The organism is Pedobacter glucosidilyticus DSM 23534 (genome assembly GCF_000425145.1).
Classification (GTDB): domain Bacteria; phylum Bacteroidota; class Bacteroidia; order Sphingobacteriales; family Sphingobacteriaceae; genus Pseudopedobacter; species Pseudopedobacter glucosidilyticus.
In genome coordinates, this window is the sequence record NZ_AULF01000016.1 from 93186 (window position 1) to 106752 (window position 13567).

Below are 13567 nucleotides of genomic sequence, written 5' to 3' on the forward strand. Positions count from 1 at the left end.
AAGTATAACAGTTTTAAAGTGTAAATCACCATACTATTGATGATAAACATTAATTTTTAACTTTCTCGTCTCATATAGCGCAAAAAAAAAGAGGGCAATAAAATTACCCTCTTCCAAAATCTTATCTTAAATATAATTTACTTCAATTTTGCTAAAGCAGCTGTAATTTTGCTACAAGCTTCTTTTAGTTCTTCTTCAGATGCTGCGTAAGAAATACGGATACAATCTGGATTACCAAAAGCCTCGCCTGTTACGGTTGATACATGTGCTTCGTTTAAAATGTAAATACAAAGGTCGTCTGCATTGCTAATCACATCACCTTCTGCTGTTTTCTTGCCAAAGAAAGAAGAAACATCAGGGAAGAAATAGAAAGCGCCTTCTGGTAAATTTACTTTTACACCCGGGATTTGAGAAAGTAAACCATAAACTAAATCGCGTCTTGTTAAGAAAGCATCACGCATTTGGTGTACAGTTTCTAAGCCGCCTAATAAAGCTGCTAAACCTGCTTTCTGGGTGATTGAGCAGGTTCCGGAAGTAGTTTGACCTTGTAATTTGTCTGTAGCAGCAGCAATTTCTTTACTTGCAGCTAAGTAACCCAATCTCCAGCCCGTCATGGCGAAACCTTTAGAGAAACCGTTTACAACAATTACTCTTTCTTTTACAGAAGGGAATTCTGCTATAGAAGCGTGGCCACCAACAAAGTTAATATGCTCATAAATTTCGTCAGAAAGGATATAAACCTGAGGGTGTTTTTCAAAAACTTTAACTAAACCTGCTAACTCTTCTTTGCTGTAAACACTACCCGTAGGGTTACAAGGCGAAGAGAACATGAATAATTTTGTTTTTGGAGTAATAGCTGCTTCTAATTGTTCTGGCGTAATTTTATAGTTGTTTTCTACCGTAGCATTAATGAAAACCGATTCGCCTTCGGCTAATTTCACCATTTCAGAGTAGCTTACCCAGTATGGAGTAGGAATAATTACCTCTTCGCCTGGGTTAATTAAGCATAATAATGCATTAGCCAAAGCTTGTTTAGCACCTGTAGAAACTACAATTTGTTCTGGTGCAAAATCTAGGTTATTTTCTCTTTTTAATTTGTCTGAAATAGCTTTTCTTAAATCAGGATAACCTGAAACAGGAGAGTAATACGTAAAGTTTTTTTCCATCGCATCTACTGCAGCATCTTTAATATACTGTGGTGTATGGAAATCTGGCTCACCAAAACTTAAGTTAATAACCTTAACGCCTTTGGCAGCAAGTTCGCGGCCTAATTTGGCCATTTTAATAGTCTGTGACTCTGTTAAATTCTGAATTCTGGTTGATAAAATTGTCATGATTTAAGCTTTGGGCGCAAATATAGGAATAGTTTTTTCTTTAGGGCAATAGCAAATTGTCTAAGTTTGTAAAAAATCATCAAGGTGAAGTCAAAAAAGCAACTCATATTTCTATCGCTTGCCATTGGCCTTTTGTTAATGCTGGTAAAATTCACCGCTTATTTTATCACACAGTCTAATGCCATTTTAACTGATGCCGCAGAAAGCATTGTGAATGTTATCGCAAGTGCATTTGCTTTTTATAGTATTTACTTATCCTCACAACCAAAAGACCAAAATCACCCTTATGGACATGGTAAGGTCGAGTTTTTTTCTGCTTTTGTAGAAGGTGTTTTAATCATTATAGCAGGTATCATCATCTTTTTTAAAAGTATTTACAACGCTTTTTATCCTCAAGAAATTAAAGATTTATTTGATGGTTCTTTGTTGATAGGGCTTACCGGTTTAGTTAACGGGCTTCTTGGTTTTTATTTAGTTAACCGCGGAAAGGTCTTAAACTCTTTAACCTTGCATGCTGATGGTAAACATCTTATAACCGATGCTGTTAGCAGCTTTGGGTTGATGATAGGTTTGTTAGTGATGGCTTTTACAGGCTTAAACTGGTTAGATAGCCTTATTTCTATAGGTTTAGCTTTGTACATCATTTCAAATGGTTATAAATTAATGCGACTTTCTGTAGGTGGTTTAATGGATGAATCTGATGTAAATGTTGTTGAAAATGTGATCAAACAGCTTTCTAAAAATAGACGAACAGCTTGGATAGATGTTCATAACCTACGCATACAACGCTATGGCGATGCTATACATATAGATTGCCATGTTACTTTACCTTATTATTTTGATTTGAATAAGGTACATGCCGAGATTACTGATATCGATAAAATTATTAATGAAAATGTAGCCAACACCGAGCTTTTTATCCATACAGATCCCTGTGTTTTCCAATGTTGCCATTATTGTAACGTAGCAAATTGCCCGGTAAGACAAGAACCTAAAACCAAAGAAATAGCCTGGGATATTGATAATGTCACCAAAAACCACAAACATTTTGAAGTAATTTAAGTCATACTGATATGAATAAGTTTAATGTGAGGGTTTATGGTTTGTTAATAAATCAAGAGCAAAAGGTTTTAATTACTGATGAACAGCTAGACGACTTTAAATTCACCAAATTCCCAGGTGGCGGTTTAGAAAAAGGAGAAGGTCTTATGGATGCCCTCAAAAGAGAATTTATAGAAGAGTGCAATTTAGAAATAGAAGTTCTTGCACATTTTTATACTACTGATTTTTTTGTGCAATCTTTATTTTCTGATGAGCAATTGATAGCTGTTTATTATCTAGTTAAACCTAAAAATAACTTTGATATAAATTTAACATCAACAGCTTTTGATTTTGATGAGCAAAATTCTTGTAAACAATGCTTCCGACTGGTAGATTTGAAAACTTTATCAACCGAAGATTTAACCTTTCCGGTTGATAAATACGTACTCAAATTAATGAAGGAGCATTTTGTATGATAGATTTAGTTGCAGAAGACCAAAAAAATATATGGCATCCTTACACCCAAATGAAAAATGCTTTGCCTCCAATCCCTATTGTGAGGGGAGAAGGTGCCCATCTGTTTAAAGAAAACGGAGAAAAACTTATAGATGCGGTTTCATCATGGTGGGTAAATATTCATGGCCATAGTCATCCGTACATTGCAAACGAAGTTTTTAAGCAGTTAAATACGCTAGAACATGTGATTTTTGCGGGTTTTACACACCCAAAAGCGGTAGAACTTTCTACTAAATTGCTCAGTATTTTACCGTCTAATCAGGCTAAGGTTTTTTTCTCTGACAATGGCTCAACGGCTGTAGAAGTTGCCATTAAAATGTGTATACAATTTTGGTTTAACCAAGATGTAAAGCGTAAAAAAGTTTTGGCTTTCGCCGATGCTTATCATGGCGATACTTTTGGTGCGATGGCCGTAAGTGGCAGAAGTGCTTTTACCCGCCCGTTTGATGCTTTACTTTTTGATGTTGAGTTTATTGAATTACCCACAAAACACAATTTACAAAATCTAAAATCTATAATCTCCAGTCTTAAATCTGAGTTGGCTTGTTTTATTTTTGAGCCTTTGGTTTTAGGTGCCGGAGGAATGTTGATGTATGAAGCCCAGCATTTGGATGAACTTATCGCTCATTGTAAAAAAGAACAAGTTTTAACCATTGCCGATGAGGTAATGACAGGTTTTGGACGTACGGGTAAATACTTCGCAACAGACCATTTACAGCATAAAGCTGATTTAATGTGTTTTTCTAAAGGTATAACCGGCGGTACCATGCCTCTGGGTTTAACAACATGTACTTTAGATATTTATAATGCTTTTTTGTCTGATGATAAACTGAAAACTTTATTTCACGGGCATTCCTTTACAGCAAATCCTGTGGCTTGCGCCGCTGCTTGTGCTAGTTTTGATATTTTAACTCAGCCAGAAACAATAGCTAATATCAATAGGGTAGTGCAAAACCATCAAAAGTTTAAAGATAAAATCCAACATCACCCAAAACTAAAAGAGGTTAGGCAAACAGGTACTATCATCGCTTTAGAATGGTTAAATGATTCTAAAACCTCTTATTTTAATAACTTAAGAGATAAGTTGTATCATTTCTTTTTAGATAGAGGTATCATTTTAAGACCTTTAGGAAATATCCTTTATATTTTACCTCCTTATTGCATAAGTGATGATGACCTGCATTATATTTACCAACAAATTGAATTAGCGTTAGAAGAATTTTAGAGATATGGCTTTACAAAAAATATTAAATAAAGTAGTAGCAAACCCTACAACACATGCTAAATGGTTAAATACGCTTTCTTTCATGGAAAATGCTGGGGCTAGAAAAATATCGGCCTCAGAAGATAAGAAAAACGTTAGTTTAATTATCTTAAAACATGCTGCGGAAGAACACAGACACGCTTATTATCTTAAAAAACAAATAGATAAAATTGCTACTGATATTTGTCCCAACTATCACGACCAGCATTTATTAGCTCCAGCAGCGAGTAAATATTATTTAGGCTTATTGGATGTTAAAGTTTGTAAATACCTAAAAGATACTTTAAACTTAAAAGGACAAGATTTAAAATTTGCAGCTTATTTACTGGTAACTTACGCTATTGAAGTAAGGGCCGACGAGATTTACCCCATTTATCAAAACGAGTTGAGCGCAGCTGGGAGCAAAGTAAATGTGAAATCTATCATAGCAGAAGAAGAGGGTCATCTAGAAGAAATGTTGGCACAATTGAAAACTTTCTCGGCAGATTGGGAAATACACGCTAAAAAAGCCGTAGAAATAGAACAAGAATTATTTGATAATTGGATTCTACAACTAAATTTAGAATTAGCTAGCTAAGGGCTTTCTAGAATTTTTTTCATTATACTACTCATAGCCTTTGATAATTCAAAGGCTATGTATTTCCATTCAGCCAACCAACTCCTGATAGCTTCGAGATTAACCAGCACCTAACAAACTAACCACCTAACAACCTAACCACCTACACACTATCCCTCGTTAAACTATCTACGCCAGGCACAGAATCGGCAGGCATATTATTTGACGGAATTCCTGGATTATTAGGCTTATTCTGTTGGCAAGCTGTCAAAAATATGAAGCAAGAAGCTATTAAAATAAAAGATTTCATAGTGTTGATGATTTTAATTTAATTTTTAGCCACTTTTATAGCCTCTAAGAAAAATGATGGAAGCCACAAAAGAAGAAGTATTTAATGCCTGTTTAACTGTTTTAAGTTCAAAAATTACAGAAATTAAAAACAGTATAGAAAGCGTTAAAGAGTCATCCAAAAACGATACCAAAAGCAGCATGGGCGATAAATATGAAACCAGCAGAGAAATGTTGCAACAAGAAATTAATCGTTTAGAGAAGCAACTGGCAGATGCAAATCAGCAGTTGTTTACACTCAAAAATATTGCTATAAATAAAAAATCAGATAAAATTATATCTGGCAGTTACGTTAAAACCTCTATGGGTAATTTTTTTATTGCTGTAGCATTAGGAGAATTAAATATCAATAACTCAAAAATATTTGTTATTTCTCCAGTAGCTCCGCTAGGTAAAAATCTTCAAGCTAAAAAAATGAATGATACCTTTGTGATGAATAACAAAGAGATTAAAATCTTAAACGTTTATTAAAAAATGGAGTTTACCTTAACTACACCAGCTCTGTTGTTTTCTGCTATTTCATTGCTTTTATTGGCTTATACAAATAGATTTTTAGCTTTGGCTAGTTTAGTAAGAAGTATGAAAACTATTTATTTAGAAAATAAAAGTGAGAATCTATTAGCTCAGCTTATAAATCTTAAAAAACGCATTTTTCTCATTCGTAATATGCAAGGTTTTGGTATTCTAAGCTTTTTCTTTTGCGTTTTATGTATGTTCCTTATTTATTACAACCTGACGGTTTTAGCTCAATATGTTTTTGGTTTAAGTTTATTTTTACTCATGATTTCTTTGTTTTTGTCTTTTAGAGAGATACAAATCTCTGCAAATGCGCTAAAACTAGAACTTATGGATTTAGAAAACATTAATCACAAGCAGAAATAAATTTTTTCTTAAAACTGTATGCCTTTTTTTTAGTTATCAATGAAAATTATTTGCCCTTTAAATATGTATTTTAAAAATATTGCATTAACCATATTTCTGTTCGTTCTTACTTTTTCTGCTTCTGCACAAAAAATATATAGCTTAAATGGTGTTATTACGGATGCCCAAACTGGCGAAACACTAATTGGTGCTAGTGTAAAGTTAGGCGGAGTAAAACAAGCTGGTACCACAACAAATGCCTATGGTTATTTCTCTATTTCTTTACCACAAGGCACTTATGATTTAGCTATTACTTATGTAGGTTATAAAGCTATCATCAAAAAAATAGATTTAAACGCCAATCTTAAACTCGATTTTAGTTTAGAACCAGCAGCGCAACTAGAAGAAATTGTTGTAAGCTCAGTAAAAAGAAATGATAATGTAACCAACCCACAAATGGGGGTAGAGAAATTAGATGTAAAAGATATCAAAAGTATTCCGGTTTTATTTGGAGAGCGAGACATCCTAAAAACACTGCAATTATTGCCTGGGATTAAGCCTGCTGGCGATGGAAATTCTGGATTTTATGTTCGTGGAGGCGCTATAGATCAAAATTTAATTCTGTTGGATGAAGCGCCTGTTTACAATGCTTCGCACCTTTTGGGTTTTTTCTCCACCTTTAATTCTGATGCCATTAAGGATGTTACCGTTTATAAAGGTGGTATGCCAGCTCAATACGGCGGACGATTATCCTCTGTTTTAGACATCAGGATGAATGATGGTAATAAAAATAACTTCACCGCAGAAGGTGGAATTGGCTTAATTTCATCACGTTTAAAAGTAGAAGGGCCTATCCAAAAAGAAAAAAGTTCTTTCATGATTAGCGGAAGAAGAACCTATGCCGATGCTTTTTTAGCTTTTGCACCTGATACCTCTCTAAGAGGTAATACCTTGTTTTTTTACGATTTAAACGCTAAAACCAATTTTAAACTCAATGATAAAAACACCCTTTACTTATCTGGTTATTTTGGTAGAGATAAATTAGGTTTAAACCAAGCTTTTGGTTTTGATTGGGGAAATACTACAGCTACACTACGTTGGAGCCATATCTTCTCTAACAGATTGTTCTCTAACACCTCTTTTATTTATTCTAATTATGATTATGTTATCGAAAATCAATTAGAGGGAAATGATTTTAAAGTAAGCTCTATCATCAGAGATTTTAATCTCAAACAAGATTTTCAGTATGCTTTAAATAATCACGATATACGTTTTGGTATCAATGCTATCCACCACACTATCGAGCCTGGCAGAATAACGGCTACTCAAAATTCAAGCGTAAACCCAGCCACGGTAGAAAACAGAAGAGGAATAGAAACTGCTATTTATGTTTCTGATGACTGGAAAGCATCAGATAATTTTAATCTAGCCTATGGTTTAAGATTGAGTTCCTTTGCTTTACTTGGTGCTGGTAATTTTAAAGAATATGATAGAGATGGAAATGAAGTAAGCTCTACATTTTTTAGTGCAGGAGAGGTTGTGCAATCCTATCTCAATCTAGAACCTCGTCTTTCTGCCAGCTATCAGTTTAACGAAACTAAATCTGTTAAAGGTTCTTATACCAGAAATACACAGAATTTGCATCTCATGTCTAACTCAACAGCAACTTCTCCAACAGATATTTATATCTTAAGTAGTAACAACACCCGACCAGAAATTGCCGACCAAGTTGCTTTAGGCTATTTCAGTAATTTTAAAGATAATACTTACGAGTTCTCTGCTGAGGTTTATTATAAATGGATGCAAAACCAAATTGAGTATAGGAATGGTACCGATTTAAGAGGAAATCAAAACGTAGAAGCAGATTTATTATACGGAGATGGTAGAGCTTATGGTATAGAGCTTTTCCTGAAAAAGCGATTTGGAGATTTTAACGGCTGGGTTGGTTATACTTTATCAAAAACAGAAAGACAGTTTGATCAAATCAATAACGGAAAATGGTTTAACGCATTTCAAGACCGTACCCATGATATTTCTTTAGTAGGTATTTATAAAGCAAGTAAACGTTGGACACTTTCTTCAACTTTTGTTTACAACACGGGTAACGCCATAACAGTTCCAGAAGGCAAATATCAATTAGGGGGTACAACCGTATTTTATTATTCAGAACGAAATGCGTACAGAGCGCCTGATTATCACCGATTGGATTTTTCCGCGACTTTAGAAGGTAAGCCGGGTAAAAAATATCAATCTAGCTGGTCTTTTGGTATTTATAATGTATACAATAGGAAGAATGTTTTCTCATTAAGTTATGAAGAAAACCCAAATAATCCAGCTCAAACCCAAATCGTTAAAACCGCATTATTTGGTATTATCCCATCTGTAACCTGGAATTTTAAATTTTAAAATCATGAGAAACAATATATTCATCTTAGGTTTTGTAAGCATATTAGCATTCACTTCTTGTGAAGAAGTTATTGAAATAGAGACAAATGAGCAAGAACCAGCTGTAGTTATAGAAGCCGCAATAACGGATAGAACAGAGCGACAAACCATAAATATATCGCAAACAGTGCCTTTTAATCAGTCATTTCAAACAGTACCATTAAGAAATGCAACAGTTACAGTAACAGAAATAGGTGGTCCAACTTTAACCTTTACAGAAGATCAACCAGGTGTTTACCGCTCTACAACTTTCAGGGGAAGCTATGGTAAAACTTATAATTTAAGAGTAACAGTAAATGGTAATACTTATACAGCGAGTTCAAAAATGCCAAATAAAGTCCCTCTAGATTCTTTGTCTGTTTCAGAAGTAACTTTTTTTGGAGAAACTAGAAAATATGTTAAAGTACATTACCAAGACCCAGCCCAAGAAACAAATGCTTATAATTATGTCATCAGTATAAACGGCAAAAAAATCAATAGTTTTTATGTTGATAACGATAGGTTTAATAATGGTAATTATATAAACAATACCATTTTTACTGATGATCCTGAAATTGTTTCTGGCGATGAAATTATGATTGACTTTCAAAATATTACCCCAGAAATATATCGATACTTTTTTGCAATCACACAGATAGGAGGCAATGGAGGTCCACCAGTAGCACCTTCAAATCCAGACACTAATCTAAGTAATGGCGCTTTAGGTTATTTTAGTACCCATACTTCAGATAAAAGAGTTTTTAGGGTAAGATAAAAATATTAAAACCATAAAAAAAGCAGCATTTTATCAATAAAACGCTGCTTTTTTATTTCAAACTTTTGAATTTTTACTTTTTACTTTTGAATTTTTACTTTTTACTTTTGAATTTTTACTTTTTACTTTTTACTTTTTACTTTTTACTTTTTACTTTTTACTTTTTACTTTTTACTTTTTACTTTTGAATTTCTACTTTCAATTTCTCTTTTCAGAAAAAGAATTTACCATACTGTTATGTAAAGTTTTAGCACTCCAAAAGCCACTGGCAATTATTCTTCTTATGGTATACAAAGGATCTTGTTCATCTCTAGAAGTTGATAAAATAAATGCCGCTTTCATACCTCTTTTCTTCAATTCAGGAATAGCCTCTTTATTCCATAAACCAAAAGGATAAGCAAAATAGGTAATCTCTTTTCCGGTTATTTCTTTCAAAGTTTTAGTTGGTTTTTCAATTTGCGTAACCCAATCTTCACCTTGGTATTTTTTAACATTTTGGTGGTCATAAGTATGGCTACCAATAGTATTACCTTCATCAGCCAATTGTTTGATTTGAGCCTTATCCATATATTTCACCTTACCACGTTTGCCAATAGCAACCGTCATAATAAAATAAACACCTTTAAATCCATATTTATCCAATGTTTTCTTCCCAACTTCAAACTGGTCTAAATCAGTATCATCAAAAGTTATCATTACTGGTTTTTTAGGCAAAGCATCACCATAAACCAAATAATTGTACAGTTGCTCAGGTAAAATACTGGTATAGCCACTATCAGCTAACATTTTAATATGCTCTTTAAAAGTAGCTACGGGGGTTATATAATCTCTTGCAGATTGAGAATCAGTTGCTTTCCAGTCTCTAATTTGGTGATAACACAAGATAGGAACTTGCTTTCTGGCTAAAATGGTTTTTGCATCAGCGGGTTTACGTTCTTTCTTTGCCGGTTCTGTATCAACTGTTTCATTAATTACAGAGGTTTGCTCAGTGGTAGAAGAATCTGTAGATAAACCCTTCGGAGTTGTAGAGTTACAGTTTGAAAACAAAGTAGTCGCTAAAAGTCCAATCAGACCTAGTTTTATATTCATAATATGATGATTTTTTTTTACGAAAGTAAATCATTTTACAACTAAATATCAATCAATACTATTTTTAAATTTTAAACATTTGTGCTTCCCATCATAATAAGACTATAATATACTTTCCACTTTTTACAAATTTTCAACATATATTAAAGGCACAACATACTTTTATAACTTAGCAAATTGATAAAAGCTAGCAAATTGGCAACAAAAAGTATAAAAGAAACTCCTTTAATGACCCAATACAACCAGATAAAGGCAAAATATCCGGGTGCATTATTACTTTTTAGGGTAGGAGATTTTTATGAAACCTTCGGAGAAGATGCAGTAAAAGCAGCTCAAATACTGGGTATTGTACTCACTAAAAGAGCAAATGGCTCTGCTTCACACATAGAATTAGCTGGTTTTCCACATCACTCAATAGAAACTTATCTACCTAAATTGGTAAGGGCTGGTCAGCGTGTAGCTATTTGCGACCAACTAGAAGATCCTAAATCCGTAAAGGGAATTGTTAAAAGAGGTGTAACAGAGCTTATCACCCCTGGCGTAGCCTATAGTGATAATATCGTTCAGCAGAAATCTAATAACTTTTTAGCAACGCTTCATTTCGATAAACAAACAATAGGTGTAGCATTTTTAGATATTTCTACAGGCGAGTTTTTAACAGCACAAGGTAACGCAGAATATATAGATAAACTTTTACAAGGATATAAACCTAATGAAATCATTTTTGCAAAGAGTAAACAAAAAGAATTTAAAGAGCTCTTTGGCGATAGATATTATACTTATGCGCTAGATGAATGGGCTTTTACCATAGATTATGCTCAAGAAACTTTATTAAAGCATTTTGAAGTTAAATCGCTAAAAGGTTTTGGTATAGAAAAGCTCAATCTTGGCATTATAGCTGCAGGTGTTTGTTTACATTATTTAAACGAAACAGAGCATAGGCAGCTTCAACATATTACCAACATTTCTAGAATAGAGGAAGACCGGTATATGTGGTTAGATAGATTTACAGTAAGAAACCTTGAGCTTATAGGTTCATCTAATGATAATGCACAAACTTTAATAGATGTCTTAGATCAAACCTCATGTGCTATGGGGGCTCGCATGCTAAAAAACTGGGTAGTGATGCCACTCAAAAACAAAAAACCAATTGAAGAAAGACTTAACGTAGTTCAATATTTTTATGATAACCCAGAACTTAGAGAAAAATTACAAACTTTTGTCCGTCAAATCGGCGATTTAGAAAGACTAATTTCTAAAATAGGTTTACAAAAAGCCAACCCAAGAGAAATTGTTCAGCTTAAAAGAGCTTTAACAGCAATTCAAGAAGTTAAAAATATTTGTGAGCAAACCCCTCAAGAGTCTGTTAAAAGAATAGCCGAACAAATAAATACATGTTCTTCAATCAAAGAAAAAATAGAAAGAGAACTTCAAGAAGATCCTCCCGTTCTCATTTCAAAAGGTAAAGTCATGGCAGATGGCTTAAATGAAGAACTAGATAAACTACGTAAAATATCTTATGGAGGGAAAGATTATCTATTACAATTACAAAAGAAAGAAGCAGAAATAACAGGGATTTCATCACTTAAAATAGCTTTTAATAATGTTTTTGGATATTATTTGGAGGTTAGCAATACACATAAAGACAAAGTCCCGCAAGAATGGATTAGAAAACAAACACTAGTAAACGCAGAAAGATACATTACCCCCGAGCTAAAAGAATATGAAGATCAAATTCTGGGTGCAGAAGAAAAAATACATGTTCTAGAAACGCAACTTTTTAATGAACTTCTAGTCACAGTCACAGAATATATTAAACCTATACAGTTAAATGCGCACTTAATAGCCCAATTAGATGTATTACTTTGTTTTGCTACAATTTCCCAGAAATATTATTATAATCGCCCTGTAATCAATGACTCTAAAATTTTAGACATTAAAGGAGGCAGACATCCCGTTATAGAAAATAAGTTACCTCTAGGAGAAGAGTATATTACCAATAACGTCTATTTAGATGATGAAACTCAGCAAATCATTATCATAACAGGACCCAACATGTCCGGTAAATCAGCATTATTAAGACAAACGGGTATTATTGTACTTATGGCACAAATGGGATGCTTTGTCCCTGCTAAAGAAGCTTGTATTGGTATAGTAGATAAAATATTCACTAGGGTTGGCGCTTCAGATAACTTATCTTCTGGCGAGTCTACTTTTATGGTAGAAATGAATGAAACTGCCAGTATTTTAAATAATTTATCCGATAGAAGCCTTATTCTTTTAGATGAAATAGGTCGCGGTACATCTACTTATGATGGTATTTCTATCGCTTGGGCAATTGCAGAATATTTACATAATCATCCTTCTTGTAAAGCAAAAACACTTTTCGCTACGCATTATCACGAGTTAAATGAGTTAACTAATTCTTTTAACCGAGTAAAAAACTATAATGTAACTGTCAAAGAAGTAGGCAATAAAGTCATTTTTTTAAGGAAGCTTGTTCCAGGTGGAAGCGAGCATAGTTTTGGTATTCATGTAGCTAAAATGGCGGGTATGCCCCCAAAAGTTTTAAACAGGGCTAATGAAATTTTAAAAAGATTAGAAAACGAACGTACAGGAGGCGAGCATATAAAAGCCAGTATTATGAAAATGCAGAAACAAGCAGTGCAATTACAAATGTTTGCTTTAGAAGATCCTGTACTTATTAAAATAAGAGATGTACTAAATAATCTAGATGTAAATACCCTAACTCCAGTTGAAGCTTTAATGAAACTTGATGAAATTCAGCGTGTTCTGAAAAATTCATGATTTTTTCACTTATTTATTTGCATACTCCAATAAAATACCACACCTTTGCATCCGCTTTCGCGATGAAGGCGATACTTTGAAAACTGCTACTCTTATAGTTTAAACCGATTTTTTTGTGTTAAATGTTAAGAAAGAATGTTGATAAGTTTTAATAAAATCAATTTGTAGATTGAAAAAATATTTTCACCTTTGCAATCCCAAACAAATAGTGTTGAAGGAAAATTTGAAAAGTATTAAATGGGTTGATTTTTACAACTGAAAATATTTTCAAAAACATTTTGGTAATAAAATTAGAATGATTACCTTTGCAGCCCCGAAAGGGAGGAAGAGTTACAGCGATTGTAGCTAGTTAATAAAAGAGAAAAACTAAAAAGATAAGCAATTATCTGGAAGGAAATAGAAGCCAAACTGAGAAGGGCGGCGCAGAAGTTCTTTAAAAAGATATCATATAACGTAGCGACACTGAGAAATCAGTAACCTAGAGACGGAAGAAAACAAATATTAACGAAAGTTAGTATCAAACCACATTATACAATGGAGAGTTTGATCCT

Annotated in this window: 11 protein-coding genes; 9 read left to right on the forward strand and 2 right to left on the reverse strand. The window is 33.5% G+C overall.

Annotated elements, in window-relative coordinates; all coding sequences use genetic code 11:
* Positions 1-137 precede the first annotated feature (137 nt).
* Positions 138-1334: a pyridoxal phosphate-dependent aminotransferase gene (locus H510_RS0107040; protein WP_026903681.1), complete on the reverse strand. Its 1197-nt coding sequence runs from the start codon at positions 1332-1334 to the stop codon at positions 138-140.
* A gap of 84 nt (positions 1335-1418) precedes the next feature.
* Between H510_RS0107040 and H510_RS0107045 the strand changes: the two genes are divergently transcribed.
* From H510_RS0107045 to H510_RS0107080, 8 genes are all read left to right on the forward strand, one after another.
* Entirely contained in the window at positions 1419-2396 is a 978-nt protein-coding gene (locus H510_RS0107045; RefSeq protein WP_026903682.1) for a cation diffusion facilitator family transporter, read from the forward strand.
* Between the two features lie 11 nt (positions 2397-2407).
* The gene (locus tag H510_RS0107050; protein ID WP_026903683.1) at positions 2408-2851 is read left to right on the forward strand and encodes an NUDIX domain-containing protein; all 444 of its coding nucleotides are present in this window, start codon (positions 2408-2410) and stop codon (positions 2849-2851) included.
* Positions 2848-4116 (forward strand): adenosylmethionine--8-amino-7-oxononanoate transaminase, encoded by a 1269-nt coding sequence (gene bioA, locus H510_RS0107055; RefSeq protein ID WP_036692204.1) that lies wholly within the window; start codon positions 2848-2850, stop codon positions 4114-4116. The genes H510_RS0107050 and bioA overlap by 4 nt, the downstream gene beginning before the upstream one ends.
* A 4-nt stretch (positions 4117-4120) precedes the next feature.
* Complete coding sequence (locus H510_RS0107060; protein WP_026903685.1) at positions 4121-4732, forward strand: hypothetical protein; 612 nt, start codon at positions 4121-4123, stop codon at positions 4730-4732.
* A 342-nt stretch (positions 4733-5074) separates the two neighbouring features.
* Positions 5075-5530 carry a hypothetical protein gene (locus H510_RS0107065; protein ID WP_051291098.1) on the forward strand — a complete coding sequence of 152 codons (456 nt, stop codon included), beginning with the start codon at positions 5075-5077 and terminating at the stop codon, positions 5528-5530.
* 3 nt (positions 5531-5533) lie between these two features.
* A complete protein-coding gene (locus tag H510_RS0107070) occupies positions 5534-5941 on the forward strand; it encodes a DUF2721 domain-containing protein (protein WP_026903687.1) in 408 nt (135 codons plus the stop codon).
* Positions 5942-6004: 63 nt separating this feature from the next.
* Entirely contained in the window at positions 6005-8326 is a 2322-nt protein-coding gene (locus tag H510_RS0107075; RefSeq protein WP_026903688.1) for a TonB-dependent receptor, read from the forward strand.
* A 4-nt stretch (positions 8327-8330) separates the two neighbouring features.
* Positions 8331-9119, forward strand: a complete 789-nt coding sequence (locus H510_RS0107080) for a DUF4249 domain-containing protein (RefSeq protein ID WP_051291099.1) — start codon at positions 8331-8333, stop codon at positions 9117-9119.
* Between the two features lie 198 nt (positions 9120-9317).
* On the opposite strand, the gene H510_RS0107085 is transcribed toward H510_RS0107080, so the two are convergent.
* The gene (locus tag H510_RS0107085; RefSeq protein ID WP_026903690.1) at positions 9318-10208 is read right to left on the reverse strand and encodes a polysaccharide deacetylase family protein; all 891 of its coding nucleotides are present in this window, start codon (positions 10206-10208) and stop codon (positions 9318-9320) included.
* A gap of 228 nt (positions 10209-10436) precedes the next feature.
* On the opposite strand from H510_RS0107085, the gene mutS reads away from it, so the two are divergent.
* The gene (gene mutS / locus H510_RS0107090; RefSeq protein ID WP_425413796.1) at positions 10437-13016 is read left to right on the forward strand and encodes a DNA mismatch repair protein MutS; all 2580 of its coding nucleotides are present in this window, start codon (positions 10437-10439) and stop codon (positions 13014-13016) included.
* Positions 13017-13567 lie beyond the last annotated feature (551 nt).